This is a genomic window from Halorubrum tebenquichense DSM 14210 (assembly GCF_000337415.1).
Taxonomy (GTDB): Archaea; Halobacteriota; Halobacteria; order Halobacteriales; family Haloferacaceae; genus Halorubrum; species Halorubrum tebenquichense.
Genome location: NZ_AOJD01000051.1, coordinates 65,284 through 91,067, shown reverse-complemented (window position 1 = coordinate 91,067; position 25,784 = coordinate 65,284). Strand labels below are relative to the sequence as shown.

At 70.2% G+C, this 25,784-nt stretch carries 30 protein-coding genes, 2 tRNA genes and 1 pseudogene; 18 read left to right on the top strand and 15 right to left on the bottom strand.

The window, feature by feature from the left end:
• Positions 1 to 3: 3 nt before the first annotated feature.
• Positions 4 to 585, bottom strand: a complete 582-nt coding sequence (locus tag C472_RS09620; RefSeq protein WP_006629633.1) for a biotin transporter BioY — start codon at positions 583 to 585, stop codon at positions 4 to 6.
• Positions 586 to 730: 145 nt separating this feature from the next.
• Here C472_RS09620 and C472_RS09615 point away from each other — a divergent pair, with 145 nt between their 5' ends.
• The 3 genes from C472_RS09615 (at position 731) to C472_RS09605 (ending at position 2,476) form a co-directional block, all read left to right on the top strand.
• Positions 731 to 946: a ribbon-helix-helix domain-containing protein gene (locus tag C472_RS09615; RefSeq protein WP_006629632.1), complete on the top strand. Its 216-nt coding sequence runs from the start codon at positions 731 to 733 to the stop codon at positions 944 to 946.
• Positions 939 to 1,664, top strand: coding sequence for a queuosine precursor transporter (locus C472_RS09610; protein ID WP_006629631.1), 726 nt, complete (start codon positions 939 to 941; stop codon positions 1,662 to 1,664). The genes C472_RS09615 and C472_RS09610 overlap by 8 nt, the downstream gene beginning before the upstream one ends.
• A gap of 80 nt (positions 1,665 to 1,744) precedes the next feature.
• Complete coding sequence (locus C472_RS09605; protein ID WP_006629630.1) at positions 1,745 to 2,476, top strand: DUF5781 family protein; 732 nt, start codon at positions 1,745 to 1,747, stop codon at positions 2,474 to 2,476.
• Positions 2,477 to 3,020: 544 nt separating this feature from the next.
• On the opposite strand, the gene C472_RS09600 is transcribed toward C472_RS09605, so the two are convergent.
• Positions 3,021 to 4,445: a hemolysin family protein gene (locus tag C472_RS09600; protein ID WP_049906494.1), complete on the bottom strand. Its 1,425-nt coding sequence runs from the start codon at positions 4,443 to 4,445 to the stop codon at positions 3,021 to 3,023.
• A 108-nt stretch (positions 4,446 to 4,553) separates the two neighbouring features.
• Here C472_RS09600 and C472_RS09595 point away from each other — a divergent pair, with 108 nt between their 5' ends.
• The 3 genes from C472_RS09595 to C472_RS09585 all read left to right on the top strand — a co-directional run bounded on the left by C472_RS09595 (position 4,554) and on the right by C472_RS09585 (position 6,031).
• Positions 4,554 to 4,814: a glutaredoxin family protein gene (locus tag C472_RS09595; RefSeq protein ID WP_006629628.1), complete on the top strand. Its 261-nt coding sequence runs from the start codon at positions 4,554 to 4,556 to the stop codon at positions 4,812 to 4,814.
• Position 4,815: 1 nt separating this feature from the next.
• A complete protein-coding gene (locus C472_RS09590) occupies positions 4,816 to 5,325 on the top strand; it encodes a redoxin domain-containing protein (RefSeq protein ID WP_006629627.1) in 510 nt (169 codons plus the stop codon).
• A gap of 76 nt (positions 5,326 to 5,401) precedes the next feature.
• Positions 5,402 to 6,031: an L-threonylcarbamoyladenylate synthase gene (locus C472_RS09585; RefSeq protein WP_006629626.1), complete on the top strand. Its 630-nt coding sequence runs from the start codon at positions 5,402 to 5,404 to the stop codon at positions 6,029 to 6,031.
• A gap of 39 nt (positions 6,032 to 6,070) precedes the next feature.
• Here C472_RS09585 and C472_RS09580 read toward each other — a convergent pair whose 3' ends face one another.
• From C472_RS09580 to C472_RS09570, 3 genes are all read right to left on the bottom strand, one after another.
• Positions 6,071 to 6,337 (bottom strand): HAH_0734 family protein, encoded by a 267-nt coding sequence (locus C472_RS09580; protein WP_006629625.1) that lies wholly within the window; start codon positions 6,335 to 6,337, stop codon positions 6,071 to 6,073.
• 93 nt (positions 6,338 to 6,430) lie between these two features.
• Positions 6,431 to 8,251: a ribosome biogenesis/translation initiation ATPase RLI gene (locus C472_RS09575; protein WP_006629624.1), complete on the bottom strand. Its 1,821-nt coding sequence runs from the start codon at positions 8,249 to 8,251 to the stop codon at positions 6,431 to 6,433.
• Position 8,252: 1 nt separating this feature from the next.
• Positions 8,253 to 8,561, bottom strand: coding sequence for an EMC6-like membrane protein (locus C472_RS09570; protein ID WP_006629623.1), 309 nt, complete (start codon positions 8,559 to 8,561; stop codon positions 8,253 to 8,255).
• A gap of 285 nt (positions 8,562 to 8,846) precedes the next feature.
• Between C472_RS09570 and C472_RS09565 the strand changes: the two genes are divergently transcribed.
• Positions 8,847 to 9,128 carry a MarR family transcriptional regulator gene (locus C472_RS09565; protein ID WP_004598013.1) on the top strand — a complete coding sequence of 94 codons (282 nt, stop codon included), beginning with the start codon at positions 8,847 to 8,849 and terminating at the stop codon, positions 9,126 to 9,128.
• 89 nt (positions 9,129 to 9,217) lie between these two features.
• Here C472_RS09565 and C472_RS09560 read toward each other — a convergent pair whose 3' ends face one another.
• Positions 9,218 to 9,523 carry a DUF7536 family protein gene (locus C472_RS09560; protein ID WP_449271987.1) on the bottom strand — a complete coding sequence of 102 codons (306 nt, stop codon included), beginning with the start codon at positions 9,521 to 9,523 and terminating at the stop codon, positions 9,218 to 9,220.
• A 140-nt stretch (positions 9,524 to 9,663) separates the two neighbouring features.
• Between C472_RS09560 and C472_RS09555 the strand changes: the two genes are divergently transcribed.
• Entirely contained in the window at positions 9,664 to 10,638 is a 975-nt protein-coding gene (locus C472_RS09555) for a C-terminal binding protein (protein ID WP_006629621.1), read from the top strand.
• Positions 10,639 to 10,671: 33 nt separating this feature from the next.
• Here the strand turns inward: C472_RS09555 and C472_RS09550 are convergent, their stop codons facing one another.
• A complete protein-coding gene (locus tag C472_RS09550; RefSeq protein WP_006629620.1) occupies positions 10,672 to 11,517 on the bottom strand; it encodes a DUF6663 family protein in 846 nt (281 codons plus the stop codon).
• Between the two features lie 180 nt (positions 11,518 to 11,697).
• Between C472_RS09550 and C472_RS09545 the strand changes: the two genes are divergently transcribed.
• Positions 11,698 to 12,399 (top strand): methyltransferase domain-containing protein, encoded by a 702-nt coding sequence (locus C472_RS09545; protein WP_006629619.1) that lies wholly within the window; start codon positions 11,698 to 11,700, stop codon positions 12,397 to 12,399.
• Positions 12,400 to 12,426: 27 nt separating this feature from the next.
• Here the strand turns inward: C472_RS09545 and C472_RS09540 are convergent.
• A pseudogene (locus C472_RS09540) lies at positions 12,427 to 12,866 on the bottom strand (type IV pilin N-terminal domain-containing protein).
• A gap of 99 nt (positions 12,867 to 12,965) precedes the next feature.
• On the bottom strand, positions 12,966 to 14,294 hold the full coding sequence (locus C472_RS09535) for a DUF7096 domain-containing protein (protein ID WP_006629617.1): 1,329 nt from the start codon (positions 14,292 to 14,294) through the stop codon (positions 12,966 to 12,968).
• Positions 14,295 to 14,509: 215 nt separating this feature from the next.
• Here C472_RS09535 and C472_RS09530 point away from each other — a divergent pair, with 215 nt between their 5' ends.
• The 7 genes from C472_RS09530 to C472_RS09505 all read left to right on the top strand — a co-directional run bounded on the left by C472_RS09530 (position 14,510) and on the right by C472_RS09505 (position 21,336).
• Positions 14,510 to 15,838, top strand: coding sequence for a helix-turn-helix transcriptional regulator (locus C472_RS09530; protein WP_006629616.1), 1,329 nt, complete (start codon positions 14,510 to 14,512; stop codon positions 15,836 to 15,838).
• Between the two features lie 127 nt (positions 15,839 to 15,965).
• Entirely contained in the window at positions 15,966 to 16,754 is a 789-nt protein-coding gene (locus C472_RS09525) for an electron transfer flavoprotein subunit beta/FixA family protein (protein ID WP_006629615.1), read from the top strand.
• Positions 16,751 to 17,698, top strand: a complete 948-nt coding sequence (locus C472_RS09520; RefSeq protein ID WP_152420631.1) for an electron transfer flavoprotein subunit alpha/FixB family protein — start codon at positions 16,751 to 16,753, stop codon at positions 17,696 to 17,698. The genes C472_RS09525 and C472_RS09520 overlap by 4 nt, the downstream gene beginning before the upstream one ends.
• 93 nt (positions 17,699 to 17,791) lie before the next feature.
• Positions 17,792 to 18,775, top strand: a complete 984-nt coding sequence (locus tag C472_RS09515; RefSeq protein ID WP_006629613.1) for a replication factor C small subunit — start codon at positions 17,792 to 17,794, stop codon at positions 18,773 to 18,775.
• Positions 18,776 to 19,110: 335 nt separating this feature from the next.
• Entirely contained in the window at positions 19,111 to 19,644 is a 534-nt protein-coding gene (locus tag C472_RS09510; protein ID WP_006629612.1) for a metallophosphoesterase, read from the top strand.
• 388 nt (positions 19,645 to 20,032) lie between these two features.
• Positions 20,033 to 20,161 carry a DUF7859 family protein gene (locus tag C472_RS18015; RefSeq protein ID WP_256470648.1) on the top strand — a complete coding sequence of 43 codons (129 nt, stop codon included), beginning with the start codon at positions 20,033 to 20,035 and terminating at the stop codon, positions 20,159 to 20,161.
• Entirely contained in the window at positions 20,161 to 21,336 is a 1,176-nt protein-coding gene (locus tag C472_RS09505) for an inorganic phosphate transporter (RefSeq protein WP_006629611.1), read from the top strand. Before C472_RS18015 ends, C472_RS09505 begins: the two co-directional genes overlap by 1 nt.
• Before the next feature lie 51 nt (positions 21,337 to 21,387).
• Here C472_RS09505 and ygfZ read toward each other — a convergent pair whose 3' ends face one another.
• From ygfZ to C472_RS09490, 3 genes are all read right to left on the bottom strand, one after another.
• Positions 21,388 to 22,545: a CAF17-like 4Fe-4S cluster assembly/insertion protein YgfZ gene (ygfZ, locus tag C472_RS09500; protein WP_006629610.1), complete on the bottom strand. Its 1,158-nt coding sequence runs from the start codon at positions 22,543 to 22,545 to the stop codon at positions 21,388 to 21,390.
• A gap of 121 nt (positions 22,546 to 22,666) precedes the next feature.
• On the bottom strand, positions 22,667 to 22,966 hold the full coding sequence (locus C472_RS09495) for a DUF6432 family protein (RefSeq protein ID WP_006629609.1): 300 nt from the start codon (positions 22,964 to 22,966) through the stop codon (positions 22,667 to 22,669).
• Positions 22,967 to 23,029: 63 nt separating this feature from the next.
• Positions 23,030 to 23,551 carry an archaemetzincin family Zn-dependent metalloprotease gene (locus C472_RS09490; RefSeq protein WP_006629608.1) on the bottom strand — a complete coding sequence of 174 codons (522 nt, stop codon included), beginning with the start codon at positions 23,549 to 23,551 and terminating at the stop codon, positions 23,030 to 23,032.
• A 39-nt stretch (positions 23,552 to 23,590) separates the two neighbouring features.
• Between C472_RS09490 and C472_RS09485 the strand changes: the two genes are divergently transcribed.
• A complete protein-coding gene (locus C472_RS09485) occupies positions 23,591 to 24,076 on the top strand; it encodes a UPF0146 family protein (protein WP_006629607.1) in 486 nt (161 codons plus the stop codon).
• A gap of 81 nt (positions 24,077 to 24,157) precedes the next feature.
• Positions 24,158 to 25,021, top strand: a complete 864-nt coding sequence (locus tag C472_RS09480; RefSeq protein WP_006629606.1) for a TIGR01548 family HAD-type hydrolase — start codon at positions 24,158 to 24,160, stop codon at positions 25,019 to 25,021.
• Between the two features lie 24 nt (positions 25,022 to 25,045).
• Here the strand turns inward: C472_RS09480 and C472_RS09475 are convergent.
• From C472_RS09475 to C472_RS09465, 3 genes are all read right to left on the bottom strand, one after another.
• Positions 25,046 to 25,120, bottom strand: a tRNA-Ile gene (locus tag C472_RS09475).
• Positions 25,121 to 25,164: 44 nt separating this feature from the next.
• Positions 25,165 to 25,632 (bottom strand): group I intron-associated PD-(D/E)XK endonuclease, encoded by a 468-nt coding sequence (locus tag C472_RS09470; protein WP_006629605.1) that lies wholly within the window; start codon positions 25,630 to 25,632, stop codon positions 25,165 to 25,167.
• Between the two features lie 71 nt (positions 25,633 to 25,703).
• Positions 25,704 to 25,776, bottom strand: a tRNA-Asn gene (locus C472_RS09465).
• Positions 25,777 to 25,784: the final 8 nt, after the last annotated feature.

Genomic DNA, 25,784 nt, shown 5'->3' with positions numbered 1-25,784 from the left:
GCGTCAGGCCGCGGTGATCGCGTCGGACCGGACGATCCCGACCGCGGCGGCGATCTTCGCGGCCTCCGCCGGGAGGAACACCACCGCGCCCTGGAAGACCGCCTCGCCGAGCGCGAGGTCAAGCGAGAGGACCAGTCCGACGACGCCGAGCGCGTAGATGACGAGCGTGCCGACGACCGTCGCGGCGAGGAGCGTCGGAAGGCGGACGGCGTCGAGGTCCCGGAGCGCGAGGCCGCGGTGGACGATTCCGCCGACGAGCGCGGCCGCGATCGGGTACGACCAGAGGTAGCCGGCGCTGTCTCCGACGAGCGCCGCGAACCCGGCGGAGCCGCCGGCGAACACCGGCGCGCCGAGCGCGCCCGCGAGGAGGTAGAGGGCGAGCGCGAGGCCGCCCCACAGCGGCCCGAGGAAGATCCCGGCGAGGAAGACGCCGAGCACCTGTAGCGTCACCGGTGCGGGCGACAGCGGGAACGGGAACGATACGTACGCGAACGCCCCGACGAGCGCCGCGAACAGCGCGGCGCGCGCGAGGTTCGTCGCCGCCTCGTCGCCGACGAGGTCGACGGACTCCGTGTTCGTTGCCATACCTGAACGGACTCGTAAACTCACTTGAACGTGATGGTTTACGAGTCGGCCGGGTCGGTGCTGGTCCCGGATCGGCGGCCTTAGTGCTACTCCAATAATCCACGGATAATAACGTTCATAGCCGCGCGACGTTCACGACGCGAGTATGCCCAACATAAGCGTCGAGATCCCGGCGGAGTTGCTCGCCGACCTCGACGAACACGTCGGCGACGACGGGAAGTTCGTGAACCGAAGCGACGCGGTGCGCGCGTCGATTCGCAAGAACCTCGACCTGCTCGACGAGATCGACGCCCGCCACGACCGGCTCGACGACGACGCGTCGGCGACGGGGGCCGAGGCGACGGAGGACGCCGATGAGTAGCCGGGCCGGGGAGGCGAGCAGTCCCTTCCGGACCGACCCGCTAGACCGGTCGGCGGTCGCGGCGGTCGGGCTGATCACGCTGTTCACGGTGGCGCTGGCGACCTCGCAGCTCACCGCCGCGAAGGTGCTCGCCCTGCCGCTCCCGTTCGCGCTGCCGGTCGTCGGCCCGGAGATCACGCTGCCGGGGGCCGCGCTCGCGTACGCGCTGACCTTCCTCGCGTCGGACTGCTACGCGGAGCTGTACGGGCGGCGCGCCACGCAGGTCGTCGTCAACGTGGCGTTCCTCGCGAACTTCCTCGTGCTGGCCCTGGTGTGGACGACGCTCGCAGCGCCCGGGGTCGACCCCGAGGTGTCGGCCGCCTTCCAGACCGCGCTCGGACCGGCGGCGAACGTCGTCGTCGGCAGCCTGCTGGCGTACGTCGTCAGCCAGAACTGGGACGTGTTCGTCTTCCACGCGATCCGCGACCGCACCGGCGAGCGCATGCTGTGGCTCCGCAACCTCGCGTCAACGGCGACGAGTCAGGCGCTGGACACGGTGATCTTCGTCGGCGTCGCCTTCTACGCCGCCCCGATCCTGCTCGGCGTCGGGTCCCCGCTCCCCGGGAGCGTCCTCCTCGCGCTCGGCGTCGGACAGTACCTCCTCAAGCTCGCGATCGCCGTGCTGGACACGCCGGTCGTCTACCTCGTCGTCGGAACGGTCCGGAACCGAACGCCGTAGGCGACTCGGCCGAGCGACCGACGAACCGAAGTTCCACGAGCGCAAGAGACTTACCGCCCGCACCCGTGTGAACTGTAAGCATGGATCTTCGCGTCCAGGGGGACGTTCCCCCCGACCCGTTTCTCGGTGCCGCGGACCTCTTCGAGACCGAGCGCTCCGTCGAAGCGCCGGTCCGCGTCGTGGTCCGCGACGACCCCGACGAGCGGACCTGGGCCGGTCACTACGACGACCACCACGTCCTGAACGTCTCGCGGCGAGCCGCCACGAGCGCGATGGCGCGCGAACTGGCGATCCACGAGCTCGCGCACATGGCCCGCTACGAGGAGGGCCACCCCTCGCACCTCCAGTCGACCGAGGAGGCGCTGTACCTGGGGCTCTCCGGCGAGAAGGTCGAGCGGCGCAAGCTCGCGCACTGTTACCAGATCGCGAACCACATGAAAGACATCTACGCCGACGACATCACGCTCTCGGTCGCGCCCGCGGACAAGCTCCTCGGCTTCCTCGAATCGACGCTGGCGGCCGCCGTCGCGGACCGGCCCGACGTGTCGCGCACCGGCTCGCCGCCGGTGACGGCCGGGGCCGACCCGGAGATCACGGCCGTCAACGCCGCGTTCGCGCTGGCGCTGGTCGAGCGACACGACATCGCCGGCCGCAACCACCGGATCTACGACCTCGCGCGGGCCGCCGGCAGCGACACCGACGCCGTCGACGTGGACGCGTTCAAAGACCGGTTCCTCGACCTCGGACACGACCCCTCGGAGAGCGACTACCGGAAGGCGCTCGTCGCGGCCGCCCGCGCCTACGCCGTTTAAATAGCCGCGCGGACGGACGGCTTCACGTATCCCCTGTCGAACGACAGACCGTCGGCGAGGAACGATTAGGTGTAAATCCGACTGCGGTGGCGCGCGCCTGCGAGCGGTCGCCACGGGCGACCGCGAAGCAGCGCCGCGCGAGGGAGTCGCGGCAGCTTAAAAGCGGCCGCGACGAGGCTGGGGAGGCGTGAGGCCCGGTTGCCGCGCGTTCCCGCCAGCAGCGTGGCGCGGAGCGCCACCGGCAGCCGGCGTGGACGCCGGCGACGAAGCGAGCGGGAGCACGGAAGTCACAGCCCGCGTGGTTCGAGAATCAGAGATTCCCGTCATCACGAGAACCTTCGGTGTTCGAACGACAGCGAAGCGGGCAGGACCGCCTCTTGGCTGGGGCTTCGGCGGTGCTCGGGTCGATCTGTGATTTATAAGCAACCACATATCGCGGAGCGGCTGGGGCTTCGGCGGTGTTCGCCGCCAGTCGCCAATCGATCACTGATAAACGAACGGTCGAGCGGACCGAGACGACTCTCGTCGCGCCTCGGACCGGACCCTACTCCGCGTCGCCGCGGGCGGACTCGCCGTCGCCGTCGGCCTCCGCGACCGCGTTCCCCTCGACGGGGTCGGTCGCCTCCGTTGAGGCAGTCGAGTCGTCCGCGGCGGCCGCCCCGTCGAGGACGGTCACGCGGGCGGACATGATCCGCGTGTTGTCGACGCGCTCGATGCGGATCCGGATGCCGTCGAACTCGATCTCCTCGCCCTCCTGAACGAGTCGCCCGGCGCGGTTGAACACGAAGCCGGCGAGCGTCTCGAACTCCTCGCCCTCCGGGAGGTCGATCCCGAGGATCTCGTTGACCTCGTCGATGTTCACCTCGCCCTGGACGACCGCGACGTTGTCCTCGACGAACTCCACGGGGGCCTCCTCGTCGCCTTCGAGGATCTCGCCGACGATCTCCTCGACCATGTCCTCGAGGGTGATGATCCCCTCGGTGGTGCCGAACTCGTCGATGACCGTCACCATCTGGAGGCGGTTGTCCTGCATCTCCGCGAGCAGTTCGTCGGCGTTCTTCGACTCGGGGACGTGGAGCGTGGGCTTGACCACGCGCTCCAGAGAGGGCGTCCCCTCGGAGTAGCGCAGTTCGCGGACCAGATCGCGGACGGTGACCACGCCGATGATGTTGTCGAGGTTCCCCTCGTAGACGGGGACGCGCTCGTGGTCGGCCTGGATACACGTCTCGATCGCCTCCTCGACGGAGTCCTCCTTCGCGACCGCGGTGACGTCGAGCCGCGGCGTCATCACCTCCTTGGCGATGGTGTTGTTGAACCGGAAGATGCGGTCGAGCATCTCCCGTTCCTCTTCCTCGATGACGCCCTCCCGTTCACCGGTCTCGATGATGTCCTGGATCTCGTCGCGGGTGACGTACGTCGACTCGATGGCCGCGGAGCCGCCGATGAGGGCGTTGACCCCTTTGACGATGTAGTCGAAGAGGACGACGAGCGGGTACAGCGCGTACTCGGAGAGCTTCAGCGGGCGGGCGATCCGGAGCGCCCACGACTCGGTGTTCTCGACGGCGTACGACTTCGGCGCGCTCTCGCCGAATATCAGCACGAGCGTCGTGATCCCGAACGTCGTCGCAAGCACGGACTGCCCGCGAGAGAGGTAGATCCCGAACAGCGCGGTCGCGATGGAGGTCATCGCCACGTTGACGATGTTGTTGCCGACGAGGATCGTCACCAGCAGGCGGTGAGGGTTCTGTTTCATGTCGCGGATCGTCTCCGCGCCCGTCACTCCCTCGTCGACGAGGCTGTCGATGCGGTGTTGCGGCAGCGAGAACATCGCGATCTCGGACGAGGAGAAGAACGCCGAGAGCCCGACCAAAAGCAGGATCGCGACGACCCCGAGGGCGGTCACGACGCCGTCACCCGGCATCGGTATCTGGAGGACGTCGACCACCGCTGCGCTAGACGACAAGCCCATATTCGTTTGTCATCCGTCGCCCCGCGATTAAAGCGTTCCCTTCGGCTACCCTCACCCGAGGGTGCCGCTGCCGACACGATTACCCGTCTCGCGGGCGAATCGAGGCGCATGAGCGAGCCACAGATCACCCTGTACCGGCTTCAGGCGTGTCCGTTCTGCGAGCGCGTGGTCCGGACGCTGAACGAGCTGGACCTCGAGTACCGCTCCCGATACGTCGAGCCGATGCACTCCGAGCGCAACGTCGTCAAGCGCGTCTCCGGCGCTCGGAGCGTCCCCGCGATCGTCGACCGGGAGACCGGCGTCACGATGTCGGAGAGCGCGAACATCGTGGAGTACCTGAACGGGACGTACGGCGAGGGGGGTGCCTGAGATGGTCGACTTCGACGTCGTCTCCCTGCCCGAGACGGACCACGTCGCCGAGGGCGACACGGCACCGGACTTCACCCGCCCGCTCGTGAACGACGAGTACTGGGAGGACCGCGCGCTCGCCGACGCCGTCGACGGGCCGACGCTCCTGCTCTTCCACCCCATGGACGGGGCCTTCCAGGGGACGTACCTCTACAACACGGTCGACGACCACGGCTGGGCCGCCGACGTGGACGTCCTCGGGGTCTCCATCTCGACGCCGTACGCCCACAAGCGCCTGCTTGCGGACCGCGGCGACGGCGTCCGGGTCTTCTCCGACCCGGGAGCGGGCGTCATCGAGGAGTACGGGCTCGCCCACGACATCGACGGCATGACCGGTGTCACGGAGAGCCGGCCGGCCGTGTTCCTCCTCGACGCCGACCGCACCGTCGAGTACGCGTGGGTCGCGGACGAGCACCCCGCGTTCCCCGACGCCGAGGCGATCGACGACGCGGTCGCCGACCTCGTCGACTGAGCGGCCGAACGCTGTCGGTTAGTCCGGATATCGCACACGCGTCACCCTTTTTCAACTCCGCGACGAACGGACGCACGTGACTGCCGACACGAGCGACGACCGGCCGGATCGAACCGAGGCGCTGCGCGCGGCGGCGACCGCCGTCGAGCGCGGCGATCTCGTCGTCTACCCGACCGAGACGGTGTACGGGCTGGGTGCTGACGCGCTCGACGCCGCCGCCGTCGAACGCGTCTTCGAACTGAAGGGGCGGGACCGGGACGACCCCCTCTCGCTCGGGGTCGCGAGCGTGGACGACGCGCTCCGGTACACGCGGCCGACCGAGTTGGCCGTCGCGTTCGCGCGGGCGTTCCTCCCCGGGCCGGTGACCGTCGTCGTCGAGCGCGACGACCGGGTGCCGGACGCGCTCACCGCCGGCCGCGACCGCGTCGGGATCCGCGTGCCGGACCACGAGATCGCGCGGGCGCTGCTCGCCGAGACCGGCCCGCTCACCGCGACGAGCGCCAACGTGTCCGGAACGGGCAGCGTCACGCGTCCCGACGACCTCGGCGACCGGATCCGGGGGGGCGTCGCCGCCGTGATCGATGGGGGCGAGACGCCCGGGACCGAGAGCACGGTCGTCGACCCCGAGACCGGGGAGATCCACCGCCGCGGCGCGATGGCCGGTGCCATCGAAGCGTGGCTGGCGGACCCGCCGGTAGAGGGGTGAGGAGAGCCGAGAAGGGGCGGTTCGGAAGTTCGCGTCCGATCAGACGGAGAGTTCGCCCTTCGCTTTGATCACGTCGAGGTCCTCGGCGTCGACGGTCTCGACATCGAGCCAGTGCGGGACGTACTCGCGTTTGTCGTAGGCCTCTCGCTCGTCCTCGGTGCCGACAGTACACCAGAGCTGCGGCTCGTCCGGGCCGTGCCAGCCGCCTTGGACGTTGATGCCGAAACAGACCAGCTCCTCGCCGTCGTGTTCGATCACCGCGTCCCGCCGGATCCCCGGGTCGCCGCGGACGATGAGGTGTCTCATGTGCCGGCGTTCGCGTGTTCCGGGCTTAATCGCTTCGATACCGCAGGTCGGACCGGGACCTGCGACGGGCGCGTCGAAAACGGAGGCGGCGGCTCAACCCGAGTAGTAGTACTCGCCGTCGCGTTTCTGCTGGCTGTCGAGCTGCGACCCCGGCTTGTTGATCCGGGGGCGGCCGGTGCGCTCGTCGCGGCGGAAGGTGATGTCGAGGTCCGCGAGGAAGTCGTTCATCCCGGCGCGCATCTCCTGCGGGGGCGCGGCGCGCCCGCGCTCGGCCGGCTCGCCGTCGAACACCATCAGGCGGTCGGCCAGCAGGTCGATCATGTAGATGTCGTGGTCGACCACCATCACCGTCGCGTCGTGGTTCTCGGCGTAGCGGCGGATCGCGGTCGTCGCCCGCACGCGCTGTTCCACGTCGAGGTGCGCGGAAGGCTCGTCGAGGAGGTAGAGGTCGGCGTCCTCGGAGAGACACGCCGCGATGGCGACGCGCTGGCGCTCGCCGCCGGAGAGGTCCGAGAGGTTCTGCTCCATCACGCGTTCGAGCTGGAGCGGTTGGGCGATCTCCGTGTTCCAGTAGGAGGATCCGAACTCGTCGGTGATCGAGGCGAGGAACGCGTCGACCCGCATGTGCTGGTCGATGTCGATGTACTGCGGCTTGTAGGAGATGTCGAGCGCGAAGTCGAGTTCGCCCTGGTCGGGCTCCAAGTCGCCGGTGAACAGCTTCGCGAGCGTCGACTTCCCGATCCCGTTCGGGCCCACGACGCCGAGCACCTCGGAGCGGTTGATCTCGCCGCCCTCGACGCGGAGTTCGAACTCGCCGTCGCCGTACGACTTCGTCAGGTCGGGGTACTCGATCAGCGTCTCGCTCCGCGAAGCGACCCGCGGCGCGTGCTCCTCGAAGGTGATCGCCGACGGGCGGATCCGCATGTTCTCGTTGTCGAGATAGCCCTTGAGATACTCGTTGATCCCGTTGCGGACCGACTTCGGGTCGGTGATGACCCCGTACGCGCCCGGCTCACCGTACGCGACGTGGAGCGTGTCGGCGAGGAGATCGAGGATGGCGAGGTCGTGCTCGACGACGAGCATCGACCGGTCGGCGGCGTCGTCGTCCGCCAGCTCGCGGATGAGCCGGGCGACGATCATCCGCTGGCCGATGTCGAGGTACGGGGTGATCTCGTCGAGGAAGTAGAAGTCGGCGTCGCGCGCGAGACACGCCGCGATGGCGACGCGCTGGAGCTCGCCGCCCGAGATGGAGTCGATGTCCTGGTCCATCACCGGGCGGATGTTGAGCCGGTCGACGAGGGAGTCGAGCGCGCCGCGCTCGTCGGTGCGCTCCAGCAGCTCCCGGGTGTTGCCGTCGAACTGGTTCGGGATCTGGTCGACGTACTGGGGCTTGCGCGCGACGGTCACCTCGCCGTCCTTCAGCGATTCGAGGTAGTTCTGGAGCCCGGTGCCGCGGAAGCGGTCGAGCACGCGCTCCCAGTCGCCGTCGGCCGCGTGGTCGCCGAGGTTCGGGACCATCTCGCCGGCGAGCGCGTGGACGGCGGTCGACTTCCCGATCCCGTTCGGCCCGAGGATGCCGGTGACGCTGCCCGGCTCCGGCGTCGGGAGGCCGTACAGCGAGAAGGCGTTGTCGCCGTAGCGGTGGACCGGGTCGTCGTCGAGTTCCGAGGGGAGGTTGATGATCTCGATGGCGTCGAACGGACAGGAGTTGACGCAGATGCCGCAGGACTCGCCGAGACAGATTTCCTCGGAGATGTGGATCTGCTCGGGGTCGCCCTCCGCCGCGTCCTCGCCCCGCTTCGTGATACACTCCTTGCCCGTCCGGTTTGGCGGGCAGTCCTTCATACACTCGTAGTTACAGCGGTCGGGCTGACACCGGTCGAGGTCCACGACCGCGATGCTGTCGTCGGCCATCTCAGACCCCCAGATCGACGGCAGAGGTCAGCAGCACCGTGTAGCTGATGAACCAGAGGGTGAACGTGAGAAACGCCACGTAGAGGTTGTCCTTGATGCCGAGGTCGCCGACGCCGACCGCCTTGAACACCGGGTACTGGACGATGACGAACGCGCCCAGCACGAAGACCGCGGTGGTGCTCGCGGCGGCGGCGGGGTCGGTCCCGACGTAGGCGGCCGAGACGAGGCCGGCGGCGATGCCGGCGAGACAGCAGATGGTCGTGACGACCACGCCGCGGGCGTGGTCGGACAGGCCCGAGTCGTCGCTCATGCCTTCGGATCCGCGAGCGCACGTGAAAAACCGTTCGTTCCGGGCGTCGGCCGGTTGCGTCCGAGCCGATCTCGGGGCCGATCCGCAGTCGTCCGTCGGGTGCGCGCCGCCGCGGCCGAGGCGCGCGCGAGCCGAATCGCTGACTGACTGGTCAGTCTAGCGGGTAGAAGCCAGCAATAATTACTGGTTTTGAACGCAAAATGCGGCGTATATCTCCGGTAAACGGCGTTTTCGCGGGGGTGCTCCATCAACATTTATGAGCGTGTGTGGTTTCGAATCGTAACGATGGAAGGAACCCAAACGGAGGGCCTCGACGACCTCCCCCCGAGCGCCAAACTCGTCTTCAAGGTGCTCGAATACAACGGACCGCTGACCCAGAAGGGGATCGTCCAGGAGTCGATGCTGTCGGCGCGAACCGTCCGATACGCGCTCGAACGGCTGGAGGGCATCGGCGTCGTCGACGAGGACGTCTACTTCGCGGACGCCAGACAGAACCTCTACAAGCTCACGGAGCCGGCACAGGAGTTCACCGCCGACGAGAGCGAGGCCTCCTGTACGGCCGACTGACGCCTCACCGTCGATCGCTCCGATCTCTTCGTCTTTCGTGTCGACGGCCCGGAGCGGCGCGTGTCGGTCACCCCGGACGCTCCGAACGACTACTCCGGCCGCTCCGCGTCGGTCTCCCGCGCGCCGCGGACCGCCGCGGCGATCGTGAGAGCGATCGCGACCGACAGCGCCGACGTGGCCGCCAGCACGAACGCCAGAAGGAGGAACCAGACGTCCGGGCCGAACAGCGGGTACTCGCGCGTGTCGATCACCGGCCCGAGCAGTTCGAGCGTGCGGACGAGGTACAAAAGCACCGCGAGCAGCGCGCCGACCGCCGCCCCGACCCGGGCGTTGCGGTAGAACGACAGCGACTCCAGCAGGACCAGCATCGGGGGCTTCGATGGCTCGTCGCTCACGGCCTGGCGTACGGCCGGCGGCCGCAAAGAGCCATCGGAACGGAGCGGGTCGATTCGGTCCCTCACGATCGAAACGGACGTATGAGGGCCTGACAGCGTTAGTGGCAGGGGTCAAGTGGGTCGGCCGAGAAGCGCCGCGTATGCCCAGAGTCGTGCTGTCGGCGTTCCCGATGATAGACCCGGAGACGTACCGCGAGGTCCTCGCCGACGCCGTCGACGGCCCCGTCGAGGTCGAGGTCGCGGAGATGGGGTCGACCGAGCGGTTGATTGAGGCGGCCGCCGGTGCCGACGCGGTCGTCACCGACATCAACACCCCGGTCACGGAGGCGGCGCTGGACGCCGTGGACCTCGACGTCGTCGTCCGCTCGGCCGTCGGCGTGGACAACGTCGACGTCGCGGCGGCGGCCGAGCGCGGCGTCACCGTCACCCGCGTCCCCGACTACTGTACCGAGGAGGTGGCGACCCACTCCGTCTCGCTGCTCTTCGCCTGCCTGCGCTCGCTGAAGCCGTACGACGACTCGGTCGACGGCGGCGGGTGGAGCTGGGAGGCTGGCGCGCCGGTCCGGCGCGTGAGCGCGTCGACGATCGGCCTCCTCTCGTTCGGACCGATCGCGGAGCGGGCGGCCGAACAGCTCTCCGGGTTCGACCCCGACCTCGTCGCGTACGACCCGTTCGTCGACGCCGACGAGATGGCCGAGCACGGCGTCGAGAAAGTCGACTTCGAGGGCCTGTTCGACCGCGCCGACCACGTCGGCGTCTACGCGCCCCTGACGGACGCGACGCGCGGGGTCGTCGACGCGGACGCGCTGGCGCGGCTGAGCGAGGACTCGGTCCTCGTCAACGTGAGCCGCGGGCCGGTGGTCGACGCCGACGCCCTGCTCGACGCGCTGGAGACTAACGGGATAAAGGCGGCCGGGCTCGACGTGCTCGAAGCGGAACCCCCGGAGGGCGACCCGCTCGTCGGCCGCGACGACACGCTCGTCACGCCGCACGCGGCGTGGTACAGCGAGGAGGCGAGAGACGACCTGAACCGGAGCGGCGCGGCCGACGTGGCGGCCGTCCTCAACGGCGAGACGCCGGACGGCCGGGTCGACCCCGACGCCGACTGGCTGTAGGGCAGGGCAGGACGGAGAAGCGGAGATCGTCGTCTACAGGCGATCGAGCGCGTCGAAGTCGTCGTCTTTGTTTTCGCCGTCGAGATCGTCGCCGTCGAGGTCGTCTCCACGGAAGTCTCCTCCGCCGAGGTCGTCGCCCCCGGAGTCGTCGTCGGTCGGGTAGCTCGCGTCGAGCCCGGCGGCGAGGCCGGGACCGAGGTCGTACGTGTCCCGGACCGTCTGCGCGAGGACGCCGTCACGGTCGAAGACGACGTAGACGGCGACGAACTCGTGTGCCGCCGGGCGCAACACGAACACCTCCCGGGGGTCGTCGTCCTCGCGGGAGTCGTTCACGCGCGCCACGAGCGGCTCGACCGGGAGCCGGCCCGACCGGACCTCCTCGAAGGTGTCGCCGCCGGGGCCGTCCGCGAAGAGGTACAGCGCGCCGTTGGGGTCGCCGTCGTTCGAGCGGGTCGTGATCGAGCCGACCGGCTCGCCCTCGGCGCGGATCTGCTCCCAGGTCTCGACGGCCGCCTCGAACATCCCCTCGACGTCGTCTGCGAAGCGGAACCGCGTCTCGCGGACGACCTCGACCTCGCGGAAGCGGGCGGAGCCGTCGGTCCACGCGAGCGTCGCGTCGACGACGAAGCCGGGACGGAGCCCGTCGACCGCGTCCGCGAGGTCGTCCTCGTACCCCTCGGCGGCCGCGTAGAGGGGGTCGTACCGGTCCTCGGCGTCGGGGGTGGTCGGGTCGACCGGCCCGTCGGGGAATTCGACGAGGACGAACTCCTCGGCGTCGGCCGTCGGGGTCGAGTTGGTCCCCGCGTCCGGGTCGCCGTCGATATCCGGCCGCTGGCGGCGGTCGTGGACGCGGAACCGACCGCTCGTCGTCGGGTCCATACCCGACGGAGGGGCGGCGGGCGGAAAAGCCGGTCGGAAGCGGGCCGTCCGGCGGCCGGAGAGCCGACCGGAAGCGGGCGGACCGGTCGAAGATGTGACCGGAAGCGGGCCGTGGGCGGGGAGTGAAAATCGCCCGCGGATCCGTGTCGTTATGGGGCGGGCGGCCCAAGGAATCGGCAAATGGGGATCCTCGAGGACAAGTCGAACGCCCGGCTCTTCTACAAGTACCTCTCGAAGGTGTACGACCGGATTAACAGCTTCAACTGGAACGAGGAGATGCGCGCGGAGGCGCTCTCGTGGCTGGAGTTCGGCGACGACCCGAGAGTCCTCGACGTGGGGTGCGGCACCGGGTTCGGCACCGAGGGCCTGCTCGAACACGCCGACGACGTCCACGGGCTCGATCAGAGCATCCACCAGATGGAGAAGGCGTTCGAGAAGTTCGGACGACACGACCGCGTGAACTTCTACCGCGGGGACGCCGAGCGCCTCCCGTTCCGCGACGACGCGTTCGACGTGGTCTGGTCGTCCGGATCGATCGAGTACTGGCCGAACCCCGTCGAGGGGCTCCGCGAACTCCGGCGGGTCGCCAAGCCCGGCGGACAGGTGCTCGTCGTCGGTCCCGACTACCCGCACAACCCGGTCCTCCAGCGGGTGGCCGACGCGATCATGCTGTTCTACGACGCCGACGAGGCCGACCGGATGTTCGCCGAGGCCGGCTACGAGGAGTTCGAACACCACATCCAGCAGGCCACCCCGCAGAGCCCGCGAGCGATCACGACCGTCGCTCGGGTCCCGGGAGGTGACGAGGCGGACGACGCGGACGGCGACGAAGCGAGCGACGCGGACGGCGCGGACGCCGCCGAGACGACCGCCGACGACTAGGGCCTCGGTCCCGCCGCGAGGCCGTTCTCACTCGGGCTCGACGACCGTCTCCAGCGACGCGACCGGCCGCCCGTCGACCGCGATCTCGACGGTTACCGTCCGGCCCGGGGCGAGCGTCGGGTCGTCCCGGCGACGCGGAACGTCGCCGTGTCGCCGGCGCGCCACGTATCGCCGCTGGCGGCGTTGAACGGCCCGGTCGGTCCCGGACGGTACCCGGTCGCCGAGAAGAACGGGACCGGCGGCTGCTCGTCGAGCGGTTCGCCGTCGACCCGGACGCGGACCGTCGCGGCCGCGACGTCGATCGGATCGCCGCCGCGGTGGTAGATCGAGACGCGGTCGTCGGTCGCCGACAGGGACAGCACCGCCGACGGTGGCGGGTCGCTCGGCGCGTCGAGCGTCGCAGTCGCGACGCCGCCGGCCAGCACGACCGTGATCGCGATCAGCAGCACGCCCGCGACGGGAGCGATTCCGCGACCGTCGCGGCGAACGACCGGTGACACGGCGGTGGTGGCGCGGGTTCGTACATAAGGAGTCGCACGGCCGGCCGGCCCAGTTCGGGAGGGGCCTCACTCGTCGCCGACCGGTCTCGGCGTCGGCAGCGGCTCGATGTCGCCGACGACGACGACGCGGGGCTCGTCGACGACCGTGATGCGGTACGCCTCGGACGGGGAGAGCGTCCGGACGACCCCGGCCTCGTTCGTCGCGCCGATGGCCTGACTGTCGCCGTCGCCGACCGACTTGGTGACCGTGACGTCGGGGACCGGTTCGCCCGTCTCGTCGTCGCGGACGGTGACGGTCACCGGGCCGCCGGGGTAGGTCCGCTCGACGGTGACGTTGAACCCGTCGCCGCTCTCCGAGAGCGACTCGCTGTCGGGGAATGCGGCGAGATCGATCCGCTGGTGTTCGACGAACACCCGCTCGGTCCCCCCGCTGACGAAGGTGCGGAGGGTGCCGAACTCGTGGGGGATCGTGATCCGCTGGACCGCGCCCGCGCCGAACGCGTCCGGCTCGCGGAGCGCCGCCGTCTCGGGGTACGCCGCCTCTGTGACCTCGATCGCCAGATCGTTCGAGATGGGGCCGCCGCCGCGGTCCCAGCGGTCCGTCCGGAAGACCTCGCGGACGTACTCGCCGTCGACGGCGGTCGCGAGCACGACCGCGCCCTGACTCGACGCGACGTACATGTCGGTCTGAGGCGACTCTCCCCTGGCGGTCGCGAGCGCCTGCTCGCGGACGGGCCCCTCGTACACCTGTAGCGCCACCTGGAGCTCGTCGAGCCGGCTCGGGGAACTGAAGCCGTCGGTCGCCTCGGCGAGCGCGTCGATCTCGTCGAGGCGCTCGTCGTACTCCCGGGCGGTCGCCGCGATCCGGACGAGTTCGTCGACCAGCTCGCGGTCGGACAGCTCCCCGGCGGCGTGCGCGGCGAAGGCGTTCGCCTGCCGGCTCTCGAGCGCCACCTCCGCGCGCTCGATCCGGTTGATCTCCGCGAGGATCTGCTGTTGGCGCTCGACGGTCGAGTCGGCGTCTTCGATCCGACTGACGACGGCCGCGGTCTCCACCGCGGCGTCGGCGTCCGCGGTCGCGAACCCGAGCGACGATCCGAGGTCCGGGCCGCGCGAGTACGTGCCGACGCGCGTCTCCGCGCCCGGCGGCGTCGACAGGGTGCGGAGCGTGAGGTTCGACCGGTCTATCTGCGGCGTCGACGCCTGTTCGGTGACTGGCGACGACGATCCCGGAGGGACGCCCGAACCGGGGGAGACTGTCGAGTCGGCGACAGCGCTCGAACCGTGGGAAACGGTCGAACCGCCGGACGACGGGGACGCGCCCGGCGCGGCGACGGTCGCGACCGGTCCCGCGAGCAACAGGACCGCGACGACGGCGGCGAGGAGGGCTCTCATCGTCCGTCGATTCGCCCCGTGACACAAAAAATCCACCTACTGCGACCGGTCGTCGGGCGAGTCCACCCGTGCGGACCGAACCGTCGACGGCGATGGGAGCGGCGGCGGCGGACGCGGCGGCGACATTCGACGGCAGCGGCGACATTCGACTGGTTTCGTGTCAAAAAATAGCGTATGGAAAGCGTTTTGCCCGGCGCGCGAGTGGGCCGAGACGTATGCGGAACCCCGCTCTTCGCGCGCTTCTGGTCGCGGCCGTCGCGTTCGCGCTGATAGCGAGCGCGGGCGCTGCGGTCGGCGGCGCGGTCGCCGTCCCTTCCACCCCCCACGCGGACGAATCCCCGCCGACCGCCGCCGTCGGCGGCGACGCGCCGCGTCCCGCCGAGTCGCCCTCCGTCGAGCGCCGGGCGACGGCGCTTCGACAGCAGACCGACGACGCCATCACGTCGCCGTCGGCGACGCGGATCCTCGTCGAGTTGAACCCCGACCGCAGCGCCGACTGGACCGTGGCGGTCCGGTACTCGCTGGCGGACGAGAACGAGACGGACGCGTTCGAGACCGCCGGCGAGCGGTTCCGGGCGGGCGAGGTCGGCCCGAGCGCCGACCTGTTCGAGGGGTTCCGGCGCGAGGCGAACCGCAACGTCGACCGGTCGATGTCGATTCGGGACGTCGACCGCGAGTTCGTCGTCCACGATGACACCGAGGAGTTCGACGTGGCGACGGAGGACGCCGTCGCGGTCGGCGAACTGCGGCTGACGTTCACCTGGACGGCGTTTCTCGCGCAGGACGGCGAGAGCCTCGTGCTCGGCGACGCGCTGACGACGCCGGGCAACGGGACGTGGCTCCGGAGCCTCGAAGCGTCGCAGACGCTGGAGGTGGCGACGCCGGAGGGGTACACCGTCACCGGAACACCGAGCACGGCCGTGACGCGGCTCTCCGACGGCGACGTGATCATCGAGGGCCCCCAGACGTTCGACGGCGGCGAGCCGGTGGCGATCGTCTACGGGCCCGCCAGCACGCCGCCGTGGGGCACGATGCTGGCCGCGCTCCTGCTCGCGGCGACTCTCGTCGCCGGGAGCGTCGTGGGATACCGCCGGATCAACGCGGAGGACGCCGAGGCCGGCGGAGCGGTCGCGAACGGCGACGAGACGGGGACGAGAGACGAGGGCCCGAGTCCCGTCACCGGTCCGAACGGGAGCGGGAACGGCACTCCGAATGGGAGCGGGGACCCCGGTCCGAACGGGGACGGCGGCCCCGAGACGAACGCCGGAGAAGCCAAGGAGGCGGACGATGACGGACCGGACCTCTCGCTGCTGTCGGACGAGGAGCGCGTCGAGCGGCTCCTCGACGAGAGCGGCGGCCGGATGCGACAGGCCGACATCGTCGCCGAGACCGGGTGGTCGGACGCGAAGGTGTCGCAGTTGCTGTCGGCGATGGCCGACGAGGGGCGCGTCGAGAAGCTCCGGCTGGGCCGCGAGAACCTCATCTCGCTGCCCGACGACGGAGACGGCGAGGACGCCGACGGGAGCGGCCGCGTCGACGACTGAGCGCCCCGACAGGACGACTGAGCGGCCGCGTCGACGGGCCGGAGCCTCGATCGGAGAGGGAGGAAACCGCTGGTCCGCCGTCGCGCGTTCCGAAAACCATTACACGGCGAGCGGCCCAGTATCGATCATGAAGGTTCTGGTGACCGTCAAGGAGGTCGCGGAGGCGGACGACGACTTCGCGATCGAGGGGACCGACATCGCCGAGTCCGACCTCGAGTACGACCTCAACGAGTGGGACGACTACGCCGTCGAGGCCGCCGTCCAGTTGGCAGAGAGCGGGGTCGCGGACGAGGTCGTCGCCGTCACCGTCGGCCCGGAGCGCTCCGAGGAGACGATACGGATGGCGCTCGCGAAGGGCGCTGACCGCGCGGTCCGCGTCTGGGACGACGCGCTGGAGGGGTCGTTCCCTGACGTCGCCTCGAAGGTGGACCTGTTCGAGGCCGTCGTCGAGGAGGAGGAGCCGGACCTGATCCTCGGCGGCGTTCAGGCGGCCGACACCGGCTTCGGCGCGACCGGCGTCGCGCTCGCCGAGCGGATCGGCTTCGAGCACGCCGCGGTCGTCAACCACCTCGACGTCGACGCGGACGAGGGGATCGCGCACGTCCACCGCGAGCTGGAGGGCGGCGTCGAGGAGCTGACCGACGTCGACCTCCCGGCGGTGTTGACGGTCCAGACCGGGCTCAACGAGCCGCGGTACGCGAGCCTCCGGGGGATCCGACAGGCGCAGCGCAAGGAGATCGCCGCGAAGGACCTCTCCGACCTCGGCCTGACCGCCGACGACGTCGAGAGCGCGCTGACGATCACATCGATGTACGAGCCGGAGAGCGAGTCGGACGCGGAGATCATCGAGGGCGACGCCGGGGAGTCCGCGGGTCGCCTTGCGGAGGTCCTACGGGAGAAGGGGGTGAGCGCGTGATGAGCGTACTCGTCGTCGCCGAACACCGCCGCGGAGACCTCCGGGACGTGTCGTACGAGGCGATCACCGCCGGGCGAGAGCTCGCCGACGAGCGGGGCGGCGACCTCCACGTGGCCGTGGTCGGCGGCGACGTCGACGCGTTCGCGGAGGAGCTGAACCGCGAGGGCGTCGACGCGATCCACGCCGTCGACGACGGCGAGGAGTTCGACCACAACGCCTACCAGGCGGCGGCCGCGGAACTCGCCGACCGGCTCGACGCCGGCGCGGTGGTACTGCCGAACTCCGTCAACGGGCTGGACTACGCGCCCGCGCTCGCCGAGGCGCTCGGCGTCACGCTCGTGACCGACGCGGTCGGGATCGAGTACGACGACGGGCTCACCGTCACCCGCGAGATGTACGGCTCGAAGGTGGAGACGACCGTCGACGTCGCCGGGGACCGGTTCGTCCTCACGGTCCGCGGCGGCGAGTGGCCGCCCGCCGAGGGGGTCGGCGACGCGACCGTCGAGGCGGCCGAGATCGGCCTCCCCGAGTCGGGGGCGCGCGTCACGGGCTTCGAGGAGGTCGGCGGCGGCGACGTCGACATCGCGGACGCCGACGTGCTCGTGTCGGTCGGGCGCGGCATCGAGGAGGAGGAGAACCTCGAACTCGTCGAGGAGCTGGCGGACGCGCTCGGCGCGACGCTGTCGGCCTCGCGGCCGATCGTCGACAACGGCTGGCTGCCGAAGAACCGGCAGGTCGGCCAGTCGGGGAAGGTCGTCACGCCGGACGTGTACATCGCGGTCGGCATCTCCGGCGCGGTCCAGCACGTCGCCGGCATGAAGTGGTCGGACACGATCGTCGCGATCAACACCGACCCGAACGCGCCCATCTTCGACATCGCCGACTACGGGATCGTCGGCGACCTCTTCGACGTGGTGCCCGAGCTGATCGACGAGTTCGCCTGATCGACGAGTTCGTCTGTGCGGCGGCTCGGAGATCGGCCCGACCGCGCGCCGTTCTCGGTTCGTTTATCACCCCGCCGACCCTCGGATCCGGCAATGAGCGAGGGCGACGAGCAGACGGCCGCGACGGCGACGGGCCGGGAGATCTGGATCGAGAAGTACCGGCCGCAGACGCTCGACGACATCCACGGACAGGAGGAGATCGTCGAACGGCTCCAGAGCTACATCGCGCAGGACGACGTGCCGCACCTCCTTTTCTCGGGGCCGGCCGGCATCGGGAAGACCACCGCGGCCACCGCGATCGCCCGCGAGATCTACGGCGAGGACAACTGGCGCGGGAACTTCCTCGAACTCAACGCCTCCGACCAACGCGGGATCGACGTGGTCCGCGACCGGATCAAGGGGTTCGCGCGCTCGTCGTTCGGCGGCGACTTCCGGATCGTGTTCCTCGACGAGGCCGACTCCCTCACCGACGACGCGCAGTCGGCGCTCCGCCGGACGATGGAGCAGTTCTCCGACAACACGCGCTTCATCCTCTCGTGTAACTACTCGTCGAAGATCATCGACCCGATCCAGTCGCGCTGCGCCGTCTTCCGCTTCTCGCCGCTCTCGGACGAGGCGGTCGGCGGGATGGTCCGCGAGATCGCGGCGGCGGAGGATATCGAGGTGACGGACGAGGGGATAGACGCCCTCGTGTACGCGGCCGACGGCGACATGCGCCGCGCGATCAACTCCCTCCAGGCGGCGGCGACGACGGGCGACGTGGTCGACGAGGAGGCGGTGTACGCGATCACGGCGACGGCGCGCCCGGAGGAGATCGAGTCGATGGTGACCGACGCGCTGAACGGCGACTTCGCGCGGGCGCGGTCGACGCTCGACACGCTGCTCACGGAGACGGGGATGGCCGGCGGCGACGTGATCGACCAGCTTCACCGCTCCGTGTGGGAGTTCGAACTGAGCGAGCGCGAGGCGGTGCGGCTCATGGAGCGTATCGGCGAGGCCGACTACCGGATCGCCGAGGGCGCGAACGAGCAGGTCCAGTTGGAGTCGCTGCTCGCGGCGCTTTCATTGGACGAATAAGTCCGTTCCGGGCCTCTACTCGTCTTTTATAAATCTTTGACCGCGGATCTGCGGTGAACACCGCCGAAGCCCCAGCCGCTCGGCCAGACGTATTCGCTAATAAATCGCTGACCGACACGAACGCCGCCGAAGCCCCAGTCGGGAGGCGGGCGCACGCTCGTTGCGGTCCTCAGTCGCTCGCGTTGCTCCCTCCTTGCGGTCCTTACATCGCCTGCGCCCGCCTCCCGACTGCCCCTTCGAGTCCCACCCCGCACGGCACCTCACGCCTCCCCAGCCTCGTCGGGCGTGCCGCGGCGACGGGTAGTGTTTAAATCGCGGCGGCGGCGAGGGTCGGTATGCTCGTCGTCGTCTCGGACACGCACGCACGCGAGGAGTCGAAGCTTCAGGGGCGGACCGCCGAGGCGGTGCGCGAGGCCGACCTCGTGATCCACGCGGGCGACTTCTACCGCGAGCCCGTGTTCGACGCCTTCCGGTCGGCCGCCGCCAGCCTCCGGGCCGTCTACGGCAACAACGACGACGCCGCGATCCGCGACCGCGTCCCCGAGGTGCGGACCGTCGAGTACGCCGGGGTGCGGTTCGCGGTCACGCACCGCCACCGCAGCGGCGACACGGGCCTCGTCATGCTCGGGCGCGGCCGCGACGCGGACGCCGTCGTCTGCGGCCACAGCCACCGCCCCCGCTTCGACGACGCCGGCAGGCTACCGATACTGAACCCCGGGAGCCACGCGCAGCCGCGCGGTAACCGCCCGGCGCACGCGGAGCTGACCCCGTCGGACGAGGGCGAGGGGGCCGAGCTGGACGGCAGACTGGTGACGCCCGACGGCGAGACCTTCGAGACGTTTCAGATTGCGGGCGGGAACGCAGAGTAGCGGGGAGGAGAGCGGGCCGCCGTCGCGGACGGCGGGACCGGAGGCGACGCCCCGCGACGGCCCGGCCGGCCGACGGTCGTGTGCACGGGAGAGGACCCGGACTGCTGCGGGTGCGGGTGCCGGCGGTCGGTCGCACGGTGGGGGAGGGTACCGGGCAGGGGAGGGAGCGTGCGACTCCGATCCGCCGGCGCGTCGGTCGGCGGTTCGAGCGTTTGAGGGCCGAAGCGGGGGTCGCATCAGTACGTACCGCGGGTGACAACATATACGTGGCTGAGAGACAAGCGGGCGTTTTAGTCACCGATCGCCCCGTCGGGGCGGCCGCGTCGCCGGGTGGTCGGGCGACCCGCCGCCTCGAAACTTATAACCGCGCCCCGACGGATTCGAACGTATGCTCCCGGTCCAGCCGCTGGTCGTCCTGCTGTTGGTGGGTCTTCTCGGGCTCTTCTTCTTCGGGTTCCTCCTCGTCCGTCGCACGGTGACGGGACTGAACGAGGGGTACAACGACGGGCGGAACTGATGGTCCTCGTCACCGCCGCGACGCTGGTCGTCGCCGCCGCCGCCAGCCTCTTCATGGCGTGGTCGATCGGTGCCGGCTCGTCGGGGTCGACACCGTTCGCGCCCGCGGTCGGCGCGAACGCCATCTCCGTGATGCGGGCCGGCCTCGTCGTCGGTGTCCTCGGGCTGCTCGGCGCGGTACTCCAGGGCGCGAACGTGACGGAGGCGGTCGGGACCGAGCTGATCGGCGGGGTGACGCTCACGGCGGTGGCGGCCATCGTCGCGCTCGTCACGGCCGCCGCGCTGGTCGCGGTCGGCGTCTTCGCCGGCTACCCGATCGCGACGGCGTTCACCGTCACGGGGGCGGTCGTCGGCGTCGGGCTCGCGATGGGCGGCGACCCGGCGTGGCCGAAGTACGCCGAGATCGCGACGCTGTGGGTGCTCACCCCGTTCGTCGGCGGGGGCGTCGCCTACGGGGTCGCCCGGATGCTCATCGGCGAGTCGCTGCCGGAGCGACCGCTCACGGCCATCCTCGCCGGACTCGTGGGGGCGATCCTCGCGAACGTCGGGTTCGCGCTGCTCGGTCCCGCCGGGGAGCAGGCGTCGGTCGCGGCCGTCCTCGGGTCGGGACTCGGGGTCGGCGACGCGGGGCCCCCAGCGGTGAGCCTCGCGCTCGCCGCGCTCGTCGCGGTCGCCGTGTACGCTGACCTCGGCCGCGACCGCGAGGGCGCACAGCGCCGGTTCCTGCTCGCGATGGGCGGGCTCGTCGCGTTCTCGGCGGGCGGGTCGCAGGTGGGCCTCGCGATCGGCCCGCTCGTCCCGATCTTCAGCGAGGTGGGCGTCCCGGTGTGGGCGCTGCTCGTCGGCGGCGGGGTCGGGCTGCTGGTTGGGTCGTGGACTGGCGCGCCGCGGATGATCAAGGCCATCTCGCAGGACTACGCCTCGATGGGACCGCGGCGGTCGATCTCGGCGCTCATCCCGTCGTTCGCGATCGCGCAGACCGCCGTCGCCTTCGGGATCCCCGTCTCGTTCAACGAGATCATCGTCTCCGCGATCGTCGGGGCGGGGTACGCCGCCGGCGACGCGGGCGTGAGTCGCAAGAAGATGGGATACACCGTCCTCGCGTGGATCGGCTCGCTCGTCGGCGCGTTCACGCTCGGGTTCGTCGTCTTCTCGGCCGTGGACTTCGCGCTGTGAGGTGAGTCGACGGCGGAGGTTTACGGGACGCGCAGCCCGCTTTTCGGACCTTTAGACGGGGAGCTCCGGGTACGTCGGGAGCCGCGCGGACCGGGAACTCCCGTCGACGAACGGGAGGTCGGCGGCGGTCGCGGGGACCTCGTCGCCGTCGACCCGGACGTCGACCGCGTCGAGGTCGGCGTCGAACGCGACGACCGCCAGCGCGATCGGGGCGTCCGTCGCGGGACCGACCGCGGCGCGCGTGACCTCGCCGACCGCCTCGTCGCCGTCGAAGACGGCCGCGCCGGAGCCGGGGAGCGCGTCGTCGATTCCCCTCGGGTCGGCATCTGCGTCAATGTCGGCGACCGCCTCGGCGAGACCGTCGAGTTCGAGACCGACGAGCCGCCGGCTCGGTCGACCTTGGTTCTCCACGCGCGAGACGACCTCCTGACCGACGTAACACCCCTTGTCGAAGTCGAGCGCGTTCCGGAGCCCGAGGACGTTCGGGACCGTCCCCGCCAGTTCGTACTCGAAGAGGGGGGTTCCGGCCTCGGTCGCGAGCGCGTCCCACGTCCGGTAGCCGAAGGGCGTGGCGTTGAGTCCGCGGTTGATCAGGGTGTCGAACACGTCGCCCGCGTCGGCGGCGGCACAGACGATCTCGTACCCCTCCTCGCCCAGCGGCGCGTCTGTCGCGATCACAGAGACGCCGGCGTCGACCATCGACCCGCGGACGAACGAGAGCGGCTCCTCGGGTGCCCCGGGACCGCCGAGGACGGACGCGACCTTCTCCGTCGACTTGGGGCCGTGGACGCCGAACACGCCGAACTCCTCGGAGACGTCGTCGATCTCGACGTCCTGGATGAACACGTTCTCCGCCCAGTCGGCGGCGACCGACTCCGTCCGCTCCGGCGGGAGGAACACGAGCAGGCGCTCGTCGGCGTTGTACACGTACATGTCCGTCTCGATCCCGCCCTGCGGGTCGAGCAGGAGGGCGTAGGTCCCCTCCCCGTCCTCGCTCGGGACGCGGTTCGAGACGGCGTTGTCGACGAACTCGACGCGGTCGCTCCCCCGGACTGCGAGGACGCCGTATCCCATCTCGATCACGCCGGCGACCTTGCGGACCGCCTTCCCGACGCGGACGGGCTTGCCGTAGTGGTCGACGACCTCGCGGCCGCCGCGGTCGCGGTACGCCGCGCCGTGCGCGTCGTGGGTGCCGGAGACGAGTGTCATGGTCGCAGGGACGCGATCGAGCGTCAAAAGGCCGCCGTCTCCGGCGACGCGGGACGAGACGGTAGCGAGGGGAAGACGGTAGCGCGGGGCGAAACGACGGCGACGCGCGACGAGACGGCGGTTACAGCCCGATCCGGTCGCGGATCGCGTCGACGAGGCTCTCCGAGGAGTCGTCGTCCGGCGCGTCCGGGTCGGGGACGACCCGCTCGTGGGCGTACACCCGGACGCGCTCCTCGGTCTCGACGACGATCAGGGAGTCCTCCTTCAGCGCGGAGAGCGCCTCCTCGACGGCGTCGATGTCGGCGTCGACGGCCGCGCGAAGTTCGAGGACCGTCATCCCCTCGTCACCGCGGTCGACGAGCGCGTCGAGCAGCGCGACCTCGACGTCGGGCCGGTCGCGGTATTCCGGCTTTGCGGCCATACGCGTCCTTTGTACGGGGCGGACTTTACGTCTACCGGCGACGCGTCCGGAACGAACGGCCGGTCAGCGAACGAGCCGAGAACAGGTGCCACAGAGGTGCTCCTCTTTCACGTCGACCTCGCGGACGGTGGGGGAAAACGACATCACGCACTTGCTGTTGTCGCAGTGTTCCAAGCCGAGCGTGTGTCCGATCTCGTGGACGACCTCCTTGCGGACGCGGTCGCCGAAGACATCGACCGCGGGCTTGGTGGAGACGCCGCCGTCGGAGGAGGTACGGAGGCGGTGCGTGGAGATGACGGAGCCGCTCCCGTTGAGGTACGCGAGCCCGAACACGTAGTTCCGGCGGCGGTAGTAGAGGTCCTCGGGCGTGATACCGATGTTCTTCTCGCCGCCGCCGACCCGCGTGACCGTCTCGATGAGGTCCTCGGCGCGGTACTGGGAGCGGTCGGCGTCGAACGCGGACCCGGGGATCGGCTGATCGTCGTGGACCGTCACGTCGCAGTCGTATACTGAGCGCAGCGCGCCGGAGGCCTCCCGTTTCACTTGGGGGGTGACGTCTCCGACGGGGACGATGTCCACGAGCATGGAACCGCTTTTGACCGCCGCAATCATAAAGCCCGCGCCGTGGCACCATCACCCCCGTCGGAAGGGGCACTCGCCGACGCGCTCGACCGATACGAGCGGCTGATCGAGGTCGGCGTCGGTCGACGGCCGGGCGTGGCCCTCGCGCTCGCCGACCGCGGTCGCGAGGTGGTCGCGGTCGACGTCGAAGTGAGCGACGCGGCGCGGGACGCGGCGAGCGAGACGCGAGGTGCGGGCGGGGGATCGCTCCGCGTCGTCGCTGCGGACGTGACGGCGCTGACGACGACCGGCGACCGAGCCGTCGACCGCGCGTTCGGACTCGACGCGGGCGAGGGTAACGGAGACACGACGGGCGTCGACGCCGTGTACGCCCGGAACCTCCCCGCCGAACTCCAGCGACCGACCGTCGCGCTCGCCGAGCGGCTCGACGCCGCCTGCCTGTTCACCACGCTCGGGTTCGAGGAACCGGTCGTCGAGGTCCGGCGGCGCTCGACGGAGTCGGGGCCGGTCGTGTACGTCGCGCGGTGACCGCTGCGCCTCGGCCGGGCCGGGACCGAACCGGCGACCGCGAACCCGAACGTTCATTCCGCCGCCAGCCGGGGTAGCGGTATGCAGGTCGACGCAGTGGTCCTCGACATCGACGGGGTGTTGGTCGACGTGGCGGACTCCTACCGGCGGGCGATCCTCGAGTCCGTCGACCGGGTGTGCGGCAAGCCGATCGACCCGGCGGCGGTCCAGGCGTTCAAGGACGCCGGCGGGTTCAACAACGACTGGGAGCTGACGGACGCGGCCGCGCTGTTCGTGTTGGCCCGCCGCGAGGGGCTCCGGATGGACGTCGACGAGTTCACCGACCGCGTCCGCGAACTCGGCGGCGGCCTCGACGCCGCCAAGGAGGTCGTCGGCGACCTCCCGCGGGTCGCGCAGGCCCGCGTCCGCGACCAGTGGGACCGCGACGCGCTCCGCGAGACCTTCCAGGCGCTGTACCTCGGCTCGGAGCTGTACCGCGAGCTGGAGGGCGGCGAGCCGCCGGTCGAGACGGACGGGTACATCCACGACGAGCCGACGCTCGTCGACCCCGAGACCATCGCCGACCTCACGGCGCGGTTCGACGTGGGCGTCCTCACCGGGCGACCGGCCGCGGAGGCCGACATCGCAGTAGAGCGCGTCGGCTTCGACGTGCCGGAGGACCGCCGGTTCACGATGGACGACTGGGAGGAGGGGAAGCCGCACCCGCGGGCGCTCGTGGAGCTCGCGGAGCGGTTCGACGCCGACCGGGTCGCGTTCGCCGGCGACACCCTCGACGACGTGCGGACCGCGCGCAACGCCGACGAGACCGACGCGACGCGCGTCTACTACGGAATCGGCGTGTTGACGGGCGGACTGACGGGTGAGGCGGGTCGCGAGAAGTTCGCCGAGAGCGGCGCGGACGCCGTCGTCGAGGACGTGAACGAACTGGTGGACCTGTTGGAGTAGCGGGCGAACACGCCGGCGAAAGGATGGGCCCTGCCGGATTCGAACCGGCGATCAACTCGTTATGAGCGAGTCGCTTTAACCGGACTAAGCTAAGGGCCCGTGCGGTTTCGGGATAAATGAGGCACGGTCTTTAGGCTACCGCATTACGCTGACCGGAGGCGATCGAGGACGGTGTCGAGCCGGTACTCCGCGTGCCAGTTCACGTTCGCTCGATTGCCGTTCGCGGCGGGTTCGTACCGGATACTCATCTGCGCCTTCTCGGTCTCCTCAATGCCGACGAGATACTCCTCGTCACAGGCGGGAGCGTACACCGCGAAGAGATCGACTCGTCCGTCGTGACCTTCCCGCTCGTATCCGGAACTCTTCGTCCGCGTACTCCGGGTTCGGAATCGAACCGCCCCGTCGGTCGTCGCCTCGAACGCCGTTTTGATTTGGAGCCGACGGAACTCCTCGCCCGGTTCGATCACGAGGTCGTACGGTTCGTTGTCGTACGCGGGGGTCGACACGGGGATTCCGCGGCTCACGAGTTCGGACTTCACGGTCGCTTCGGCGGCCTGCCCGCGTTCGTGCGGCCCGTCGAGCGAGGCGAACCGCTCGCTTCGGTTCGACATGGACGTGAGAGGACGAGTTACGACAGACAAGCAGACGGCTCGGCGGAGCGACGCCGACGAAGGAATGAGGACGCCGAAGCCAGGACTCGAACCTGGGACCGCCTCGTTAACAGCGAGGCGCTCTACCAACTGAGCTACTTCGGCTCATCCTT

Bases quoted from the DNA above. Each gene is read 5' to 3' on its own strand.
- C472_RS09515 (WP_006629613.1), top strand. From the start codon at position 17,792: ATGAGCGAGGGCGACGAGCAGACGGCCGCGACGGCGACGGGCCGGGAG.
- C472_RS09615 (WP_006629632.1), top strand. From the start codon at position 731: ATGCCCAACATAAGCGTCGAGATCCCGGCGGAGTTGCTCGCCGACCTC.
- C472_RS09580 (WP_006629625.1), bottom strand. From the start codon at position 6,337: ATGAGACACCTCATCGTCCGCGGCGACCCGGGGATCCGGCGGGACGCG.
- C472_RS09530 (WP_006629616.1), top strand. From the start codon at position 14,510: ATGCGGAACCCCGCTCTTCGCGCGCTTCTGGTCGCGGCCGTCGCGTTC.
- C472_RS09535 (WP_006629617.1), bottom strand. From the start codon at position 14,294: ATGAGAGCCCTCCTCGCCGCCGTCGTCGCGGTCCTGTTGCTCGCGGGA.
- C472_RS09575 (WP_006629624.1), bottom strand. From the start codon at position 8,251: ATGGCCGACGACAGCATCGCGGTCGTGGACCTCGACCGGTGTCAGCCC.
- C472_RS09620 (WP_006629633.1), bottom strand. From the start codon at position 585: ATGGCAACGAACACGGAGTCCGTCGACCTCGTCGGCGACGAGGCGGCG.
- C472_RS09505 (WP_006629611.1), top strand. From the start codon at position 20,161: ATGGTCCTCGTCACCGCCGCGACGCTGGTCGTCGCCGCCGCCGCCAGC.
- C472_RS09495 (WP_006629609.1), bottom strand. From the start codon at position 22,966: ATGGCCGCAAAGCCGGAATACCGCGACCGGCCCGACGTCGAGGTCGCG.
- C472_RS09470 (WP_006629605.1), bottom strand. From the start codon at position 25,632: ATGTCGAACCGAAGCGAGCGGTTCGCCTCGCTCGACGGGCCGCACGAA.
- C472_RS09595 (WP_006629628.1), top strand. From the start codon at position 4,554: ATGAGCGAGCCACAGATCACCCTGTACCGGCTTCAGGCGTGTCCGTTC.
- C472_RS09605 (WP_006629630.1), top strand. From the start codon at position 1,745: ATGGATCTTCGCGTCCAGGGGGACGTTCCCCCCGACCCGTTTCTCGGT.
- C472_RS09525 (WP_006629615.1), top strand. From the start codon at position 15,966: ATGAAGGTTCTGGTGACCGTCAAGGAGGTCGCGGAGGCGGACGACGAC.
- C472_RS09565 (WP_004598013.1), top strand. From the start codon at position 8,847: ATGGAAGGAACCCAAACGGAGGGCCTCGACGACCTCCCCCCGAGCGCC.
- C472_RS18015 (WP_256470648.1), top strand. From the start codon at position 20,033: ATGCTCCCGGTCCAGCCGCTGGTCGTCCTGCTGTTGGTGGGTCTTCTC.
- C472_RS09545 (WP_006629619.1), top strand. From the start codon at position 11,698: ATGGGGATCCTCGAGGACAAGTCGAACGCCCGGCTCTTCTACAAGTAC.
- C472_RS09555 (WP_006629621.1), top strand. From the start codon at position 9,664: ATGCCCAGAGTCGTGCTGTCGGCGTTCCCGATGATAGACCCGGAGACG.
- C472_RS09590 (WP_006629627.1), top strand. From the start codon at position 4,816: ATGGTCGACTTCGACGTCGTCTCCCTGCCCGAGACGGACCACGTCGCC.
- C472_RS09570 (WP_006629623.1), bottom strand. From the start codon at position 8,561: ATGAGCGACGACTCGGGCCTGTCCGACCACGCCCGCGGCGTGGTCGTC.
- C472_RS09490 (WP_006629608.1), bottom strand. From the start codon at position 23,551: ATGCTCGTGGACATCGTCCCCGTCGGAGACGTCACCCCCCAAGTGAAA.
- C472_RS09480 (WP_006629606.1), top strand. From the start codon at position 24,158: ATGCAGGTCGACGCAGTGGTCCTCGACATCGACGGGGTGTTGGTCGAC.
- C472_RS09510 (WP_006629612.1), top strand. From the start codon at position 19,111: ATGCTCGTCGTCGTCTCGGACACGCACGCACGCGAGGAGTCGAAGCTT.
- C472_RS09600 (WP_049906494.1), bottom strand. From the start codon at position 4,445: ATGGGCTTGTCGTCTAGCGCAGCGGTGGTCGACGTCCTCCAGATACCG.
- C472_RS09610 (WP_006629631.1), top strand. From the start codon at position 939: ATGAGTAGCCGGGCCGGGGAGGCGAGCAGTCCCTTCCGGACCGACCCG.
- ygfZ (WP_006629610.1), bottom strand. From the start codon at position 22,545: ATGACACTCGTCTCCGGCACCCACGACGCGCACGGCGCGGCGTACCGC.
- C472_RS09550 (WP_006629620.1), bottom strand. From the start codon at position 11,517: ATGGACCCGACGACGAGCGGTCGGTTCCGCGTCCACGACCGCCGCCAG.